The sequence below is a fragment of the Micromonospora sp. NPDC093277 genome (assembly GCF_044765245.1).
Lineage (GTDB): Bacteria > Actinomycetota > Actinomycetes > Mycobacteriales > Micromonosporaceae > Micromonospora.
Window position 1 is genome coordinate 93188 of the sequence record NZ_JBIWJO010000003.1, and the last position, 17908, is coordinate 111095.

Annotated in this window: 16 protein-coding genes and 1 pseudogene; 8 read left to right on the top strand and 9 right to left on the bottom strand. The window is 67.6% G+C overall.

The genetic code is table 11. The features are described 5' to 3' along the window. Nucleotides 1-1532: 1532 nt before the first annotated feature. From ACIRG9_RS08425 to ACIRG9_RS08440, 4 genes and pseudogenes are all read right to left on the bottom strand, one after another. Nucleotides 1533-1742: pseudogene (locus ACIRG9_RS08425) on the bottom strand (hypothetical protein); the annotation flags it as partial. A gap of 170 nt (nt 1743-1912) precedes the next feature. After that, nucleotides 1913-2383, bottom strand: a complete 471-nt coding sequence (locus tag ACIRG9_RS08430; RefSeq protein ID WP_402852168.1) for an NUDIX hydrolase — start codon at nt 2381-2383, stop codon at nt 1913-1915. A gap of 62 nt (nt 2384-2445) precedes the next feature. Beyond that, nucleotides 2446-3021, bottom strand: a complete 576-nt coding sequence (locus ACIRG9_RS08435) for a flavoprotein (protein WP_402852171.1) — start codon at nt 3019-3021, stop codon at nt 2446-2448. Continuing rightward, nucleotides 3018-4175: a hypothetical protein gene (locus ACIRG9_RS08440; RefSeq protein ID WP_402853024.1), complete on the bottom strand. Its 1158-nt coding sequence runs from the start codon at nt 4173-4175 to the stop codon at nt 3018-3020. Before ACIRG9_RS08440 ends, ACIRG9_RS08435 begins: the two co-directional genes overlap by 4 nt. A gap of 366 nt (nt 4176-4541) precedes the next feature. Between ACIRG9_RS08440 and ACIRG9_RS08445 the strand changes: the two genes are divergently transcribed. After that, nucleotides 4542-5903, top strand: coding sequence for a helix-turn-helix domain-containing protein (locus tag ACIRG9_RS08445; RefSeq protein WP_402852174.1), 1362 nt, complete (start codon nt 4542-4544; stop codon nt 5901-5903). Here ACIRG9_RS08445 and ACIRG9_RS08450 read toward each other — a convergent pair. Continuing rightward, complete coding sequence (locus ACIRG9_RS08450; RefSeq protein ID WP_402852177.1) at nt 5900-6463, bottom strand: NUDIX hydrolase; 564 nt, start codon at nt 6461-6463, stop codon at nt 5900-5902. The two genes, ACIRG9_RS08445 and ACIRG9_RS08450, sit on opposite strands and share 4 nt — an antisense overlap. 281 nt (nt 6464-6744) lie before the next feature. On the opposite strand from ACIRG9_RS08450, the gene ACIRG9_RS08455 reads away from it, so the two are divergent. From ACIRG9_RS08455 to ACIRG9_RS08475, 5 genes are read left to right on the top strand one after another with little or no spacing between them, the layout of a single operon-like run. Next, nucleotides 6745-8151, top strand: a complete 1407-nt coding sequence (locus tag ACIRG9_RS08455) for an APC family permease (protein WP_402852180.1) — start codon at nt 6745-6747, stop codon at nt 8149-8151. Between the two features lie 5 nt (nt 8152-8156). Further along, entirely contained in the window at nt 8157-9161 is a 1005-nt protein-coding gene (locus tag ACIRG9_RS08460; protein ID WP_402853027.1) for an acetamidase/formamidase family protein, read from the top strand. A gap of 13 nt (nt 9162-9174) precedes the next feature. Then, a complete protein-coding gene (locus ACIRG9_RS08465; RefSeq protein WP_402852183.1) occupies nt 9175-9852 on the top strand; it encodes a GPP34 family phosphoprotein in 678 nt (225 codons plus the stop codon). Nucleotides 9853-9877: 25 nt separating this feature from the next. After that, nucleotides 9878-10534 carry an N-acetyltransferase gene (locus tag ACIRG9_RS08470; protein WP_402852185.1) on the top strand — a complete coding sequence of 219 codons (657 nt, stop codon included), beginning with the start codon at nt 9878-9880 and terminating at the stop codon, nt 10532-10534. Continuing rightward, complete coding sequence (locus ACIRG9_RS08475) at nt 10527-11741, top strand: hypothetical protein (protein WP_402852188.1); 1215 nt, start codon at nt 10527-10529, stop codon at nt 11739-11741. Before ACIRG9_RS08470 ends, ACIRG9_RS08475 begins: the two co-directional genes overlap by 8 nt. A gap of 353 nt (nt 11742-12094) precedes the next feature. Here the strand turns inward: ACIRG9_RS08475 and ACIRG9_RS08480 are convergent, their stop codons facing one another. Beyond that, complete coding sequence (locus ACIRG9_RS08480; protein ID WP_402852191.1) at nt 12095-13123, bottom strand: aldo/keto reductase; 1029 nt, start codon at nt 13121-13123, stop codon at nt 12095-12097. A 106-nt stretch (nt 13124-13229) separates the two neighbouring features. On the opposite strand from ACIRG9_RS08480, the gene ACIRG9_RS08485 reads away from it, so the two are divergent. Then, complete coding sequence (locus tag ACIRG9_RS08485; RefSeq protein ID WP_402852194.1) at nt 13230-14159, top strand: AraC family transcriptional regulator; 930 nt, start codon at nt 13230-13232, stop codon at nt 14157-14159. On the opposite strand, the gene ACIRG9_RS08490 is transcribed toward ACIRG9_RS08485, so the two are convergent. The 3 genes from ACIRG9_RS08490 to ACIRG9_RS08500 all read right to left on the bottom strand — a co-directional run bounded on the left by ACIRG9_RS08490 (nt 14117) and on the right by ACIRG9_RS08500 (nt 16809). After that, a complete protein-coding gene (locus ACIRG9_RS08490) occupies nt 14117-14368 on the bottom strand; it encodes a hypothetical protein (RefSeq protein WP_402852197.1) in 252 nt (83 codons plus the stop codon). The genes ACIRG9_RS08485 and ACIRG9_RS08490 overlap by 43 nt on opposite strands. Before the next feature lie 107 nt (nt 14369-14475). Beyond that, nucleotides 14476-15666 (bottom strand): endonuclease, encoded by a 1191-nt coding sequence (locus ACIRG9_RS08495; RefSeq protein ID WP_402852200.1) that lies wholly within the window; start codon nt 15664-15666, stop codon nt 14476-14478. A 663-nt stretch (nt 15667-16329) separates the two neighbouring features. Beyond that, on the bottom strand, nt 16330-16809 hold the full coding sequence (locus ACIRG9_RS08500) for a hypothetical protein (protein WP_402852202.1): 480 nt from the start codon (nt 16807-16809) through the stop codon (nt 16330-16332). Nucleotides 16810-17183: 374 nt separating this feature from the next. Between ACIRG9_RS08500 and ACIRG9_RS08505 the strand changes: the two genes are divergently transcribed. Further along, a complete protein-coding gene (locus ACIRG9_RS08505) occupies nt 17184-17894 on the top strand; it encodes a hypothetical protein (RefSeq protein WP_402852205.1) in 711 nt (236 codons plus the stop codon). The last annotated feature ends 14 nt before the right edge of the window (nt 17895-17908 follow it).

Genomic DNA, 17908 nt, shown 5'->3' on the forward strand with positions numbered 1-17908 from the left:
GGTAATAAGGTTTAGAGCAGGCAAATAGGTCGAAGTGGCGGCGCTTTGGGGCGGCCGGCAGCGGGGGAGTGGTTGAGCTGCCTGTCAGCGAGAAATCAGCGGAAAAGCCAGTGCCGGCCATTGCTGAGCAACCGCGATAAATGTCCTCCCCTGCGCGTGGCGACACCAAACGACCTCGGACGCATAGGCGATGCGGGGTGGATCAACATCCCACCGAAGGTCAGCTAGTGGCTTCGGGTGAGCTAGGGGTGCGCGCATGGATTGCCGGCACTCGTGATATTCCCCCGTAGCTGTCCGTATCGTACGCTCCCCTTCGGCGGGTGATGCGTGATGTGGCGAGGAGGGTCGATGACCGGCAATAGGAGGGGGATACCGGCATCAATGGAGGCCGCCCTTTGGGTGATCAGCAACGGTCAATGCTATGGCCCGGGTTGTCCTATGCCAGTCATGTTCGAAGTGCGTCCCGGTGTGTACCGCAAGAACGTGCAGATCGCCCACGTCTACGGCGTGCGACCGAGCGCGCCGAGGTACACGGTGGGGATGCCGGACTCGGAACGTGACGCCTTCAAGACCTCTTGCTGCTCTGCCTTCCACATCATGCGGAGGTCGATGACAGGAGGACGGGGGAGAGGCTGTATCCAGCGGAGGTCTTGCTTGAGTGGAAACGGAAGCACGAGGGTGGCAATAGTCCTGAACTGAACCGTATCGGTCCCGTCGATGAAGATGCATTTATGGACTACGTTGCAGAAGTCTTCGAACCTCCATTGAGACGGTTGGAGTCGATAGCGGATCGGCTGGAAGAGACGGGGACCCTTAACGCAAGCACCGTTGTGGAGCTTCGCGGAATCGTGTCCGCCTTGACTGACAACCCAGTGGGCATAGATGCACGATCGGTTCGGATTCTCGCAGATGCCGTAGACCGGCTCGGTGGTAGTAAGTTTCCGAGAACTGTGGCTCATCTGTCCGAAGCAGCAGACACCATGATGAGGGCCGTACGACGGCTGCCCGAGCGATGATCGAAGAGGGTGAGGTGGGTGGGCTGTTCATCGTGACGAACATAGATCTAGTGGTCCGGCAGTTGCGCGACCAAGCGCTGACGGCTGTCGGCCGGTCCTCGGGAAGGACGCCCCTCCGCTCAGCTCTGTACCACCTGAGCAGGGGCAGAATCGACATGCGCCCGCGTCCTACCGTGGGCCAACTTCCCAAGTTGGGGACGCCTTGGCAGGACACGGTTTCAGGTAGGTATTTCGGATGGCGTTGCCGAGAGGCAACGCTCAACGGAGAGTTCGCGTTCGCCGTCGAGTATGTGATCTGCCCGTACTGCCAATTGGGCTGGGTGGACAAGCCGCACACAGCTGAGGAATACCAGCGGCATAGATTGGCCTCTGCAGCACTGGGCGCGCTGCGAACAGATCACCCCGGTTTGACCTGGCACACGGGCAGCGGACACATGCACGATTCCAAAGCGTTCTGGAGCGCCGCAGGGCGAGATGTTCTGGGCCAATACGAGCAACGTGACCTCTGCGAGCACATCAGCCGACATGGGGGTCTGAAGCCGCGCTGGCTTCTCCGGCAAGAAAGACGGCGCTACGACGACAGGCGGTAGCCACCGCTGGGAGGCTGACGACGAGGCCGGGCGCGTAGCCGATGTCGTGCAGCCACGCCGCCGCCACGAGCAGGTCGCGTTCGGCAGGTTCGACCATGACCGACAGGTGACGTGCCCTTTGGCCGACAGCCTGTACATGGGCCCAACGCTGGGCAAGCGAAGGGAGTCGAGCAGGGCAGCGGCGAGATGTCGGGCTTGGGCGATGTGGTCAGACACTCCCGGAACGGTAGTCGCGCAGCGGATATCGCCCCACCCTCTCGTGGGTCTTGCTAGGCCCTTTCGGAGCGGTGAGGCGTCCCTCCCGCGTTAGCCGATGTACAGTGTGGCCTGGTCGGCGAGGGCGTGGTCGATGCGGAGCCGCATCGACGGGTGGATGTCGAGTTTGTCGAGTTCGGTGGGATCCACCCAACGGACCTCACGCGACTCGGTGGAAGTGGTCGGTTCCCCGCCGACCGGCCTGGCGGTGAAGCAGATCGAGAACTGCTGGCGTACCTCACCGTCGTCGTAGGCCACCACGTGGCGCGGGTTGGTGTAGATGCCGACCACGCCGGTGACTTCCACGTCGATGCCGGTCTCCTCGCGTACCTCCCGCACCACAGTGTCGGAGATTGACTCACCGAGATCGTGACCACCGCCGGGCAGGGCCCACAGGTTGTTGTCGGTGCGGTGGATCATCAACAGCTCGCCGCGCTGGTTGCGGACAGCGGCGACGACCGAGGGCACTACGCTGTTGGCCTTCGGGGCGGCAGGGTCGTTGAAGTAGTCACGGCGCGGCATCGGTCATCTCCCGTCGAGGCGTGCTGGGCCTGGCGGCGACACGGTGGCTGGTTCGTTTGTGGTCAGGTGTGGCCGGAAGTGGCCGGTCGGGATTCGTGAGCGAGCTGGGCCGCTGTCTCGAATGCCACCACCCAGGGGAATGCTTTCTGCCGCTCGTTGCCGCTCCCGGGCGGGTGCGGTTTCCACTGATCGTCGGGGCCGAGCAGGACGCGTACCCCTTCGTCGCGAAGGCTGGCCAAGGCGTGCCGGAACGGCGCCCGCGCGGCGAGGGCAGCGTTGACGAACGGGACGATGACGGTCGGCACCTGCCTGCCGATCAGCTCAGCGACCGAGGTCATGGCGTAGTTGTCGGCCAGGCCGAGGGAGATCTTGTTGATCGAGTTGTAGGTTGCGGGGGCGATGACCAGGGCGTCGGTTGCGGGAAGCGACCGGCGGGTGCCGGGCGACGACTGGTAGGTCGACCGAACCGAATGACCGGTGAGGATCTCGAGCGGCTGAGGTTCGATGAAGTCCATCGCGCTTGGTGTGGCCGTGATCGCCACTGTCCAGGATCGCTGCTGTGCGGTCCTGACGAGGTTGGTTACATCGACGGCGGGACCGGCGCCGCAGACGACGATCTGGAGGTGACCGCCCTTCACACGCGGATCCCAGCGCTTTGGGCGAAACCGACAGCGGCGGTGCGGACAGAGCCGTTGGCGAGCATGGCGAGGTCGCTGGCGAGGCGCTGGACCGTCGGTCGGCAGCGGATCTCCTCGGGCGCCACCTCGTACGCGGTGCGCAGTGCGCTGAGGCTGTGCTCGTAGCGGCCCCACTGGGTGTAGGCGCGTGCCACGTCGACAAACAGGGACGCCTTGCGCTCGGCCAGCGTCACTTTCTCCAGCGCCACTGTGTGGGCGATCGCGATGGCTGTCCCGGCGTCGCCGAGGGTCAGCGCGATTTTGACCTGGTGCAGCAGGACGTTGGTGGCGCCGAAGCCGGTCCACCGGTCGTTGCCGTCGTAGCCAAGGCGGGTTGCAGCGCGGGTTGCCTCTTCGAGCATCGCGTGTGCGGTGTCCCGGTCGTCTCGGCGGGCGGCGGCGATGGCCCCCCGCAGGACGAGGGCGCCGTAGACGGCCACCGCATCGGTCGATGCGAGGCGGGTGTCCCGGTCGAGCGAGCCGGCTGCGTTCCCGGCGAGGGTCACCGCCTGGGCGTCATGGCTGTTACCCATGAGCGCATGGGTCATGATCCGGGCGCTTGCGGCGATCGCCACCGGGTCCTGACTCATGGCAGCGGCCCGGGTGCTCCGCTCTGCCGCTACCAGGGCTGTCCCGCGATCGCCCACCTTCAGCAGGACGCTGCCAACGACGTGGTACAGGTCGGCGGCCAGCGCCTCGACCCCTTGCCGCCGCTCGCCATTCGCGCCCGACTTCACCGGTTCGAGGGACGGCAGCAGCGTCACGAGCCGGTCGAGTACACGCTCGTACCGGCAGGCCTGGTAGTCGATCTTGGCGGCAGCGACGGCCCGGGAGAACTGCGGGAAGGAGAGTGCCGCACCGTCCGAGTGCGGTGGCGAGAAGAGCACGTCGAGCAGCGGCGCGACGTTGGGTGCGGCGGCGACGCCGATAGCCGCTCCGCGTAGAAGGTCTCTTCTTCGCACGTCACCATCCGAGCACGAGTCACCGTCTCCGTCATCGCCAGTATCCGCATGCGCCCCGGCATCCAGCCGCGAGGTAACCGCAGGTGCACCGCTGGTGCCGGCCGTCCGCAGCGCCTCGAACCGTTCCCGCACCTCAGGTGTGGCTCGGGTCAGCGTCTTGAGGTCGGGGTGACCAGCTGTGGTAGAAGGCCCGCACGGTAGCCGACCCTAAACATCTGGCGGCGGATCATCGCGGCGATGCGGGCGAGTGATCACCACTGGTCGACGCGTAGCCGGCCGGGATGCCCACCAACGGCGGTAGGCCCGCTTCTATGGAACTGTAGGAGCGGTACGTCGTAGAGATTCCCTAAATGAAATGCGCGACTGGTCTTCGTGACACCTGGCACATGTGACAGGTACGGTGATGAATGCCGCCGGGTGGCGTACTTCCATCTTACCGGTAGAGCCGGTGCGGCATGTCGTAGCGTCATGAGCCAGTGCACGCCAGCCAGTGGGGGGCAACCAATGCCGCGACGGTCCGTGGTCGTCCAACCCGGCTTCGCTGCTCGGCTCAAGGAGTTCCGCGAACGGCGGGGAATTTCGCTGCGGAGCCTTGGTAAGGAGGTGCACTGCTCTCATGGTTTCCTGTGGGATCTGGAGGCGGGCAAGAAGCAACCAAGCATCTCCGTCGCCGCGCTCCTAGACGCCGCATTGGGTGGCGGGGGTGCTCTCTCCGACATGGTCCACGAGGTGTCAGCCGACAGTGGCGAACAGATGGTCGGACGCGATTCCAGCGCCGGTTCGGCGAGTCTCGGACTAGAGTTCGCGCCAGACTGGCGGCAGGGTGTTGCCGTCGCGGTGGAGCTTTGGCAGGGAGACATGCAGCGGCGGAACATACTGCGGGCGGTGGGATTCTCTGCGGCGGCGTTTGTCACGCCAGCGATGCGGTGGCTGGTGTCGCCTATGGACGAGCAAACGTCTGGTGATGGTGAGCGACTGATCGGCGAGCCGGATATCGAGATGATAAAGAGGATTACGGCCACGTATCGGACGCTTGACAACCAGTTCGGCGGCGGCCACGTTCGGGACAGCGTCGTGCGGTTCCTCGACGCCGAAGTGGCTGCGATGCTGCGGGGCCGATATGACGCGAAGACGGGGAGATGCCTGCTGGCGGCGTCGGCTGAGACGACGCAATTGGCGGGGTGGGCGTCGTACGACCTCGGCATGCATGGGCTCGCTCAGCGGTACATGATCCAAGCTCTTAGGTTCGCCGCCGGGGCAAGAGATCGTGCGCTAGGTGCAGAGATCCTTGCCGCCATGAGTCATCAAGCCGCATATCTGCGTGCGTCAGCGCCCGCTGTCGATCTTGCGCGAGCCGCAGGCCGTGTGGCCGCAGAAGCCGGGATTAAGGCGATCGAGGCTGAGTCCGCTGTGCTTGAGGCGCAGGGCCATGCATCCGGGGGCGACGAGGCTGCATGCGCGAAGGCGCTTGATCGGGCGGAACGCGCGTTCGACAAGGCAGACCGAACAAGTGCCCCGGAATGGATTGGCTACTTTGACGAGTCCTACCTTGCGGCTAAGTTCGGTCACTGCTTCGCCGCCCTGGGCCGTGGCGATCTCTCGCAACGCTTTGCCGAGCGGTCGCTCGACATGGATGGTCGGCACTACGCGCGGGGGAGGCAGTTCAACCTGGCTTTGCTAGCGACGGCCCACGTCCAAGCCGGTGATCCCGAGCAGGCAAGTGCGGTCGGCATGCAAGCAGTTGACGCCGCCGAAGGGCTGGACTCAATGCGTGCGCGCGACTACCTCGGGGACCTGGCGAATAGGTTAGGTAAGCATGTTGGACTGCCCGCCGTGCGCGATTTCATCGACCGAGCCCGCCCGGTGTTTGGCGGCGTCTAGAGCTTTGCCTGTGCCTTGAGTAGCAGGACAGCAAGCAGGCCGGATACGGACCCGGCGCCAATGATTTCGCCGCTGCGGATTAGCCGCTCGATGTCCTCCAGCGGAATCCACTCGACCCGCTCGGCCTCGTTAATGTCTGGGGCCGTGCCGGCGTGATCAGCGCCGCGTGCCAGGTAGACAATGTTTGTCTGATCGATGGTCCCGACCATTGGCTGGAAGGTCACCAACGGCTCTATCGCGCGCGGACGCCAACCGGTCTCCTCCTCGACCTCTCGTGCCGCGCAGATGGCCGGGTCTTCGCCGTGATCAAGGTAGCCGCCCGGCAACTCCCACACCCATCGGTCGAGGATGAAGCGATGGCGCCACATCATCAGGACGCGTTCGGAATCGTCGACAACGATCACCATCGCGGCTGCCGGCACCCGCAGCACGTACTGCTCGAACTTGACGCCGTTCGGCAGTTCAACCTCGGCGATGCTGAGAACGGCACGGCGAGTGTCATCAACTATTCGCTCACCGTGGATCGTCCACTCGCTTGCCCGGCGCTGGTCCGTAGCCATGAGACGACCATAGCGGGCTGGCGTCCGCCACAGGCATGAGGATGTCCGCCGTTGTCGGCTGACACAGGCTGACGCCTGCCCGCTTCACAACTACTGCTCGCAGCCGCCACGCTACTGATCGGCGGAGCGCTCCCGTCAAACGCGCCGCGACGAGCCACCAGTGTCACCAAACGAAGCAGATGGATCGGCGGCGGTACGGGCCCAGTCGGGAGGCGAAGCCGCCGCTACGGACGCCCGCTCACAGCCCATTCCCTTTACCCCTTCCCAGGAAGGCTTCCGTGATGTACGAGCAAGAAGAGTTGACCCGCTATGGCTATCGGCAGGAACTGGCCCGGCAGCTACGGTTCCGGGACCTGATCGCGTACGGCTTGGTGTACATGGTGCCGATTGCGCCGATGGCGATCTTCGGGAGTGTGTACGCCGGCTCCGGCGGGATGGTCGCCTTGGCGTATGCGATCGGTGTGGTGGCGTTGGTGTTCACGGCGTTTTCGTATGCGCAGATGGTGAAGGCGTTTCCGATGTCGGGCAGCGTCTACAACTACGCAGGCAGGGGCATCAGCCCGCCCGTCGGCTTCCTCGCCGGCTGGGTGATCCTCCTCGACTACATCCTGGTGCCGGGGCTGCTCTACCTGGTGGCATCGGTGGCGATGCACGCGACCGTGCCCGCCGTTCCGGTCTGGTTGTGGCTGTTGGGCTTCGTCGCGGTCAATACGGTCGTCAACTCGGTCGGGATCCGTATGACCGCGGTGGTCACTCGAATCATGCTGGTCGGTGAGCTGATCGTCTTGGCGGTCTTCATCGCCGTCGCCGCCTGGGCCATCGCGTCCGGGAAGGGCCACTTCGGCTGGGAGGCGTTCTACAACTCCGACACGTTCACCTGGTCCCTGGCTGCGGGCGCGGTGTCGATCGCCGTGCTCAGCTTCCTGGGCTTCGATGGCATCAGCATGCTGGCCGAGGAAGCCAAGGGCGGCTCCCGGCAGATCGGTCGCGCCATGGCCGCCGTCCTGGTCCTTGCGGGGGTGTTGTTCATCGCGCAAACCTGGCTGGCCGCGATGCTCGTCCCCGACCCGGCCGGGCTGCTGGCCGACGGCGACCCGAACGGCACCGCCTTCTACGACGCCGCCCAGGTAGCCGGCGGGGGCTGGCTGGCGACGCTGTGTGCGGTGGCGACGGCGATCGCGTGGGGCCTGCCGAACTCGATGGTCGCCCAGGTCGCCACCTCCCGGCTGCTCTATGCGATGGCCCGCGACCGGCAGCTGCCCGCGTTCTTGGCGAGGGTGTCGATCCGCCGCAACGTGCCGATCAACGCCACCCTCCTCACCGGGACCGTGTCCCTCGCCCTCGGCCTCTACATGGCGACCCGCACCGACGGCATCACCCTGCTGTCCTCGCTGATCAACTTCGGGGCAATGGTCGCCTTCCTCGTCCTGCACGTCTCCGTGGTGGTACATCACCTCGTCCGCAGGCGCAGCGGCAATCTCTGGGCGCATCTGGTGATGCCCGGTATCGGGTTCGCGATCCTCGCCTACGTGGTGGTCAACGCCAACATCGCCGCCCAACGCCTCGGCCTGGCCTGGCTCACCCTCGGCGTCATCGTCCTCGCCGGCCTGTACCTGACCGGCCGCCGACCCACCCTCTCCGGCCTCGCCCCCGTCCAGCCGTCCGGCCGTGACCTGGAACGGGTGTGATCGCCATGGACAAGATCACCTACCGTCCGGTGCGGGACGAACTCGCCTACACCTTCGGCGGGCGGCTACCGGTCGCGCACCTGCACTCCGGCGACGTCCTCGAAGTGGCCACGGAAGACTGCTTCGGCGGCCTCGTACGCGGGCCGGGAGATCTGCCGTCGCAGGTGTGCCGCATGCCCTACCTGAACCCGGTGTCGGGGCCGTTCTTCGTGCAGGACGCCGAACCCGGCGACACCCTCGTCATCCACCTCGCCTCCATCACCCCGGCCCGGGACTGGGGTGTGTCGGCCACGTTCCCGCACTTCGGCGCCCTCACCTCCACCTCCCACACGCCGACGTTGCAGCCGCCGTTGCAGGAGCGGGTGTGGGTGTACGGCATCGACAGGCAAGCCGGCACCGTCCGGTTCCAGGCCACCGAAACTGGCCACGCCATCAACCTGCCGCTCGATCCGATGATCGGCACCATCGGCGTCGCCCCGGGCGGCTTCGAGGCCCGTTCCACGATCGTCCCCGACGTGCACGGCGGGAACCTCGACACCCCACGCCTACGCGCCGGCACCACCCTCTACCTCGGCGTGAACGTCCACGGAGCACTGTTCGCCCTCGGCGACGGCCACGCCTGCCAAGGCGAAGGCGAAGCCTGCGGGTTTGGGGTCGAGATCGCCACCACCACAACCCTCACCATCGAGGTGATCAAAGGCGTGTCGACGGTATGGCCCCGGCTGGAAACCGACACCTCGATCATGTCGGTCGGCTGCGCCCGCCCCCTGGAAGACGCCTACCGCATCGCCCACCACGACATGGTCACCTGGACCAGCGAACTGACCGGCCTGGAAGCGCTGGACGCATACCAACTCATCTCCCAGGTGGGGCGAGCGCCGATCGGCAACGTCTGCGACCCCAACTACACGATCCTCGCCGCCATCGTCAAGGCGTTGCTTCCCGCGCCCGAGCCGGCCTACGGCGGTGTGCACGCACGGCTGCGGCAGCACACCGCCGGACTGCGGTAGAGGGAGAAAACCCATGTCCACGCCGCTTCCCCCGCTGCCGCTGCGGGACGAGTTGTTCCTGCTCGGCCACAACGACGACACCGGCCACCCCCACATCCACCGCCAAGCCCTCGCCCTCGGCCTGGCCGGCGCGGTCCTGATTGACCTGTACCTGGCCGGACGCATCGACCTCGGCGACGACACCCGCCCGGCCGACGAACGGTGGGTGCGCCCGCACCTCGACCGGCCCGTCGGTGACCTGATCGCCGACACCGCACTCACCTCGATCCGCTACGCCCGCACCCTGCCCTCGCTGAAAGGCTTCGTACGCGGCTTCTCCGCCGACCTGTACGAACGCACCCGCGCCGGCCTCGTCGCCGCCGGCATCCTGCGACACGCCACCCGCCGCCGCCTCGCCGGCCTGATGCGCGCCGACAGCTACCTGCCCGTGGACAGCAAATGGTCGGTGGTGGCCCGCGCCCGGGTGCGGTCCCTCGCCACCCGATATCAGCAGCCGGACAACCACACCGCCGCCCTCGCCGGACTCGTCGCCGTCCTCGGCCTCACCGACCACCTCTACCTCGCCGACGACACCACCACCCTCACCGCGCACCTGAAGACGATCGCCGACCAGCACCTGCACCCGGTACGCGACATCACCACCGCCGTCGACGCCACCATCGGCGACCTCGCCACCGCCGCCTACCGATAGACCCCGCCTGACAGGAACACCACTCATGGAATCGAACGTTCGCATCCGAGCTGCCCACTGGACGGACAAAGACACGGTCGCCGGGCTGATCGCCGACGCCATGCAACCCAGCCCACTCGCAGAGTGGCTGGTACCCGACCCGCAGCAACGCCGACAGATCCTCGCCGACGTCGCGCTGATCTGGGTGGAACACGCCATGTTCTTCGGCGACGTCCACCTCACCGACGACCTCACCGCCACCACCGTCGGCTTCCACCGCTACCGACCCATCCCACCACCAGCCAACCACCGCACCCGACTCACCGACGTCGCCGGCAGCCACGCGGACCGGTTCCACCTGCTCCACAGGCTCGTGGCTCAGAGACAGCCCACCGAACCCCATTACGATCTGGCGTTCTTCGCCGTACACCCGAACGCCCAAAAGGCCGGTCACGGCGCCGCGCTGCTCGCCCACCACCGCGACCGCATCGACCGCGTCGACCTACCCTCCTGGACCACCACCCCCACCGACGGGCAGCCGCTACTCGCCCGCCACGGCTACACACCCCGCCCGGCGATCACCCTGCCCGACGGGCCGACCCTGCACCCGATGCGCCGCAACCCTCCCCACGCCAGCAGCGGCGACATGCCGACCAACCCCACCCACACGGTCGACAACCGCTGGCAGGACTTCCATGCCTAGCCCCAGCGCCCTCGCCACCCAGACCGAGCCGGCCGGTGATCCCCACCCGGCCACCGACCACCCACATCCCCGACCGACAACGCGGACCATGGCCTTCCCCAGCAGATACCCACCAGACCTCATCGACGCCGTCGTCCAACGCGTCGCCGACGCCCGCACCGTCCGCGCGTACGGCGCCGTCACGAGCGTTGCCCGTCAACTGAACCTCGAACCACGCCTGGTCCAGAAATGGGTCACCAGAGCCACCGCCCCAGCCGCCCACCCACCGACCAGGCGAGCAACCAGCGCCGCCACCTCGTGGGAGGTGCACCTGCCGCCGGCACTGCTGCACTGCCGGTCCTGCCACCAACCCATGCCCTACACCCACCAACACCAGGGCTACCAATGCCAGCAGAACTGCCGACCCCGACCCCTCGCCGCAGCCGCCCTCGCCGACGTCATCGGACGGGCAATCCTGCGACACGCACCCCGAATCCTTCCCACCACCGGCGCGCCAGCATCCCCACACCTGGCCGCCATCCACGCCCACCGAATCCTCGCCCGCATCACCATCGGCACCACCCCCACCGACATCACCCTCACCTGGCGCCCCACACCCACCCCCGCCCCCGCCCGCGACCAACTCACCATCGAACGTGCACAACGTGTCGCCACCGCCCGCAGCCTGGCCCTCACCGACCCGCTACGCGCCCGGCAACTCCTGCACGCCAGCGTCACCGGCATCGACCCCACCACCGCACCCGCCCACCCGCTACACGCCGAAGCCGCCACCCTCCTGGCCGAACTACAACTGCGCCTCGGCCACCCCACCGACGCCATCGGCTGGGCCACCTACGCCCACCAGGGCACCACCCACCTGCACGGGCCCACCCACCCACGCAGCCTGCACGCCCTACACCTCCTGGCCACCGCACACCGACGCGCCGGACATCACCAACGTGCACATGGCCTCTACCGGCAGCTCGGTGAACACCTCGCCGCCACCGCCGGCCCACACGCCCAACCGACTCTCGCGGCCCACGCCACCACCGCACTCGTCCTGCATGCCCTCGGCCACTGCCAGCCCGCCCGCACCCTCCTCGCCGACACCATCGCCACTCACCGACGTGAACACCCCGACGATTCCGCCACCGTCCGCATGACGCAGCACCTGACCCGCATCTGGGACGACTGCGCGAGCAAGGGCCACCAGCACCACGACAGCTGACCCGGCCGCCTCGCCCTGACAGGAGATCCGCTGTGGACGCGCAGCCCGGCGGAGTCGGACCTGACGAGGCACCCCCGCCGATGGGTACCCGCCTCCTACGGCGACCCACTATCCGACCTGGCCCGCCTCACCGTCCGCCTCCAACTACCCGACCCCACCGACCTGCTTTCCCTCAGGTCGAGCCGGGATGGGAAGGAACGCGCCCTGCTCGCCGCGTTCCACGCGGCATAGGTCGGCGGCGTGCTCGTCGAGGCCCAGCCGGGTTGCTATCCGCCCAGGCGATATCCGGATCATCGGCATCCACCAGGCCTCGCATGTAGCAGGACCACTGACGAAGGCCCACCGGCCTGAACTCAGGCCGCTGCACGGTCACCGAGCGGCCGGCGGCGCAGGTCAGTGCGCTCGATGGCGGGTGGCTGGTAGGCCATGTCCAGCGCGCCGATGTCGGTGCCGGGCGGCACGATCTTGTCGATGTGGTCCAGGAGATCGTCGTCGAGCGCGACCTCGACGCCGGCGAGCAGGTCGTCGAGGTGCGCCATGGTGCGCGGTCCGGTCAGCGCCGACGTGACGCCCGGATGGGCGAGCACGAAGGCCATCGCAAGGTGCGTCAATGGCATGCCCGCCTCCTCGGCGAGCGGGATCAGCTGCTCGACGGCGTCCAGCCGCCGGTCGTCCTTGAGATGCTGGAAGCCGTACCGCGACCGGTGTGTGGCGGCCTCCTGACCCTTGCGGTAGCGGCCGGTGAGCAGGCCGCCGGCGAGCGGCGACCAGACCAGGGTGCCCATGCCGAACTCCTGCGCCACCGGGAGCACCTCGCGCTCGATGCCCCGGTTGAGAATCGAGTAGACCGGTTGCTCGCTACGCAGTCGGGCCAGCCCGCGACGCTCGGCCACCCAGTGGGCCCGGACGATCTCCGAGGCCGGCAGCGAGGACGTGCCGAACGCCCGGATCTTGCCGGCGCGCTGCAGGTCGGTCAGTGCCGAGAGGGTCTCCTCGATGTCCGTGTCGGGGTCGGGGCGGTGGATCTGGTACAGGTCGACGTAGTCGGTGCCGAGGCGGCGTAGCGAGTCTTCCAGTGCGCGCACCAGCCAGCGCCGGGACGCACCCTGGTGGTTCGGGTCGTCACTCATCGACATCCGCGCCTTGGTCGCGAGCACAACGTCCGACCGACGGTCCCGCAGCGCCTTGCCGACGATCTCCTCGGACTCGCCGCGGGAGTACATGTCCGCGGTGTCGATGAGGTTGATCCCAGCGTCGAGCGCCCGGTGGATGATGCGGATGGACTCGTCGTGGTCGGGGTTGCCGATGGCGCCGAACATCATCGCCCCGAGTGCGTACGGGCTGACCTTGATGCCGGTGCGACCGAGACTGCGGTACCGCATGAGTGCCTCCTGTGTGTGACTGGCTAGGTGCTGTCTTCGACCCTGCCCCCTCACGCCTGGACTCTGAATGCTTGTTAGTCCATGTTTCTTGCGCGATAGTACGGTCATGCGAGGTGACCATCTGTCCGAGGTGTTCGATCTTGTCGAGGTGCGCAGTGTGCTGACAGGTGGCATCGCCGCGCACGGCGGCTGGTGGTCGCGCGGCCCGCTCGTCGACCCGGTGAAGTTCTTCGCGATGGTGGCCGGCCGGGCCCGGCTGCAAACCGATGGCGGTGACATTCCGGTCGAGCTCGAGCCGGGCGACGTGGCCATCCTGAGCGGGCGGTCGTGGGTGGCGTTCGAGGCCGGCGACGAGCCACGCCGCGAGGTGCAGCCCGAGTCCGACTTCTCGACGGAGCGTTTCGCGACGGCCGATCGCGCCACGGATGATGTCCTTGTCGGCGGCTGCGTCCGCCTCAACGAGGCGGGACGGGCACTGCTACTCGGAACGCTCCCCCCGGTCGCGCACGTGCGCGCGTCCGCCGCCCACTCCGACCGGCTGCGATCCGCCGTGCTACGGATGTTCGACGAGGCCACCGCCGACCGGATCGGCTCGGCGTTCGCGTCCCGGCAGTACGGCCAGCTGCTGCTCCTGGAGATGCTGCGGGCGTACGTCGGCCAGGCCGACCTGCCGCCCGGACTACTGCGGCTGCTCACCGACGAGCGGCTGCGCCCCGCCCTCGGGCTGATGCACACCGAGCCGGGCCGAAGCTGGAGCCTTGCAGAACTCGCACACGCCGCAGCCATGTCGCGAACATCGTTCGCTGAGCGGTTCCGCAAGGTGGCGGGTGTGCCCCCGTTGACCTACCTCAACCACTGGCGCATGCTCCTGGCACAGCGCGCCCTGCGCAACGGTGACGCGCGCGTCGGGATGCTGGCCACCGAGCTGGGATACAGCTCGGAGGCCGCCTTCAGCACCGCTTTCAAACGAGTGGTCGGTGAGTCGCCGTTGCGCTACCGGCTGCGCGTACGCGACCGGGCCGTCGCGGCGGTGTGATCGGCCGCCACGCAGTCTCGCCGGCCACCACCCCACGGCACCAGCTTCGATGTGGCCGACACGCCGGCCAACGTCGCGCACTTCTTCCGGATGGGGTCCGGGCCGAAAGCCTCGGCGTACCCGAAGATGTAGGTGACCGCGGTCGTCGAGTGCGCCAGCCGGGCGGTGGTCGGGGCGGTGATCGGTGCGTGCACGACCGGGGAACGCACCCAGGCCGGCGAGGCTGATGCGGTTGAACAGCCGAGGGTGACGGGATGTCCTACCCGGCCAGGTCGTTTTCGCGATCTGGCCGGGTGGTCTGCGACAACTGTCCCGGTCAGCCCCAGATCGCGGTGGCCCACTCCGGGTGGTCGACGAAGGGGTTCCGGTTGCCCTGCCAGCGCTCGTAGATGCGCTGGTTGCGGCGCTGCTCGAAGGCGTCCGGCGGGTCCTGCTGGTTCCACTGCAGCAACACCGACCGGCGTCCGATATAGGGTGCGCTGCCGTTGGTGACGGAGTCGTTCAGCTCCAGGTTCGGCCAGCCGTCCTCACCCTCGTACCGGATCGCCATGTACATGAGCATCCGGGCCACGTCGCCCTTGACCGCGTTGCGCGGCTCGAACGAGTCGGCGTCGGTGTAGCAGCCGGGTGCCTCGGCGACGGCGCTGCCGCCGGCGTCGAAGTCCTTGTTGCCGCGTGCGGAGTTGACCGACACGTCCTCGGGGCGCAGGTGGTGAACGTCGGTGCCCGGCCCGGTGGCGGTGCCGAAGCCGCCGTGCGACTTGGCCCAGACGTGTTCCCGGTTCCAGTCGTTGGCCCCGCCGCCGTTGGTGGTCTTGCTCTGCGACCGTCCGCTGTAGAGCAGGATGACGTTGTTGGCGTTCGCCGGATCCTGGTCGGTGTCCTTCAGCGCCTCCCACGCCTGGTCGTAGGTGAGCGTGGTCTGCGTCTTGATGATCGCGTGCAGCGACGTGCGCAGCGAGGTGCCGGTCTTGCCTATCGCGCTGGCGTAGTAGGTGGAGTCGTACGGGCCGCTCGTCGAGGTGGGGCTCGGCGCGGCGGTCGGCGAGGCCGTCGGGGAGGGGTTGGCGCCGCCCAGGCTCATCGCGGTCGGGCTCTTCAACCCGCCGTGCGCGAAGTACGCGGTCAGCGTGCCGGTCGTGGTGACCTGCTTTCCGCGCAGCGAGGGGTTGGTGAGCAGCCCGAACGTGTCCCGCCAGGTGGCGGTGACCTGGACGTACAGCATCCGGCTCGTGCTGGTCTCGGAGGCCGTGTCGGCTATCGCGATCGCGGTGTCGGCGTTGTAGTTGGACGTGATCACCGTGTTCGTGGCGGTCGGCTGGCCGATCACGTACCCGGTCACCGTCGCGCTGCGGTTGTCCTGCGCGGCCAGCGCCTGCGCCACGGTCAACGTGGTCGCCGCCGAGGCCGAGGTGGTCGCCACCATGGGAATCGCCACGGCGACGGACAGAGTCAACGCCGTGATCAGCCGCCCGGATCGCGAGCGGGTGATGCTCCTAATATTCATGAGCAGCGATGCTAGTGGTCGGCGGGTGAACTTCGGGAGATCGCGGGGGTGAATGGCTACTGCCATCCCCGGCCCTCTGGAGGTGGCAGCACGTGACGTGGAGCACACGGAACTCGTAGCGGCGTTGCTGGCAGGGATAGACGTGGACACAGGATTTCGGGCGAGGGTACGCGCGGGTGACGAGAGTGCCTTCGTGACGCTCTTTCGCCAGCATGCCAAAGGGGTGTACAACCACTGCTTCAGGCTGTCCGGTGACTGGTCCGTGGCAGAGGACTGCACGTCGCTGACGCCGACGCTCTGGAGCGGGACCTGGCCGACGCCGGGATGCCCACCCGTGTCGTCGGCTTGGAGGCCTGCGGTTTCAGCGTCGACGAGGTGACGCGAGCTCTGTCAGCCAGGCATGAGAGAGACACCAGCGCAGCGTCGAGTCGCGAGCCAATGCTCGTCATGCGAGTCACCGTCGCCCGTCAGGACCAACCTGCGGAATTCAGCTTCACGGTGTTCCGTGACCGGGTGCCGGTCGGCGAGACTCTCGTGCTCTACCTGTCGCAGGGTGCCAAGCAGACTGGTCCGGTTAGGGCAAGTGAAGTCGTCAAGCTGCCGGCAGGCTGGAAGCCGTGCACAGCCCTCACGCGATAACGCACAAACCTGCGGGAGGCCGGGTTACGCTGCCTCGCCGATCGCGGTGATCCCTACGGCGCCTCGGCACGGCTGGATCTGTGGTGGTTTCAGCACGATCGGCGCGGTGTCGCCCGGCACTCGAATCTCGACATGAGACGGGTCGTACCAGAACTTCTCGCACCGCCTCCCCACGATGCTGTCCCAGAATACCGAGAGCGCTACGTGCTCACCGGGCTTGACCAGGTACGTCTGCGGCGCTCGGCGCTCCACCCGGGTCACCGACTGATCGGGGCGCGCGGCCGTGGGGTCATCGGGGCAATCGGGCGTGGCCGGGATGCAGATGACACTGATGCCGACCATGGTGAATGTGACCCAGCCGCCCAGCGTGCACGGGCTCGCCGACCGATTGGTCAAGCCGATGCCGGTGGCGAACTGCCACGGATCCGAATCCGCGAGGACGCGCCCGCTGACCTTCATGGCGGAGAGGTCCCGCGCGCCGCACCGCCGCGTCGTCGGCTGCACATTGGTCGACGGTTGCGTCGTGTTCGGCGGTGTAGCCGACGGTCGTATGGTGTGCGGCGGTGTAGCCGATGGTGGTGTCGTGTTCGGCGGTGCGGTCGAAGCCTGCGATGAGCGGGTCTGGGCATCCGACGATGGCGGTGGCGTAGGCAGGGGTAAGACTCGGTGTGGCTTCCCGCACCCCGCGACGCAGGCGACTGCGAGCAGCGTGAGGAGGAGACCGGCCCGGGACATGATCAACACGGTAGTGGCGGCGGCCTTCGTCCCCGGTCCCCGCACGAAAGGATTTGCCCGCCTGCCACGGTACGGATGTCCGGCCGTCGTGCGATCGTCATTTCTGTTGCCGGGTCCTTGCCCCGGTGCCGTACGGTCACCGCGTGATTGCCGCGATCCTCGGTGCCACGGCTCGTCACCGTCGCGCCGTCCTGACCGGCGGCGTCGCGGTGGCCATCGTGGACGCCGCTGCGGCGTCGCTGATGCCGTCTGACGGCCCGGTGCTTGCCGTGCTCGGGGTGCTGCTGCTCCTGGGGCTGGCGAGCTGGCTCCAACCGCGTCCGGCGGAGTTTGTGGCGCAGCCGGATGTGCCCGCCTTCGGCAGCCCGGTCCGAGCGGGGCCGATCTATCTGGCCATCTTCGTGCTGCTCGTCGCCGCGGAGACGGTGGGCCGCCTGCTGCGTCCGGTCCGGCTCGGAAGCTCGCTCGACCTCCTGTTCTCTGCGGTGGCCATGTCGGTCATCGCCGTCCTGTCCGTGGTCGCGGCATGGCGTGGGCTCGGCGTCCAGCTACGGCCGCAGGGCGTACGCGTCCGAGAAATCTGGGGCACCCTGACGGTGCCGTGGGAGGCGTTGCCGGTGGGACAGGCCCACCGCCCCGCCGACCAGCCGCCGACCTTGCGCGTCGCGTACGCCCGGCCGGAGCTGGTGCGACGGCGTGGGCGCGTGGCGAAGGAGACGCTGCCCACGGACAACATCGACGCCCAGTTCCTCGCCGACGCCATCCGGCACTACGTCCGGCATCCCGAACACCGAGCCGCGATCGGCTCCGCGGTCGAGTACCGCCGCCTGCGGGATGCCCTGGCCGATCGGTAGCGCCCGGCCTCCGC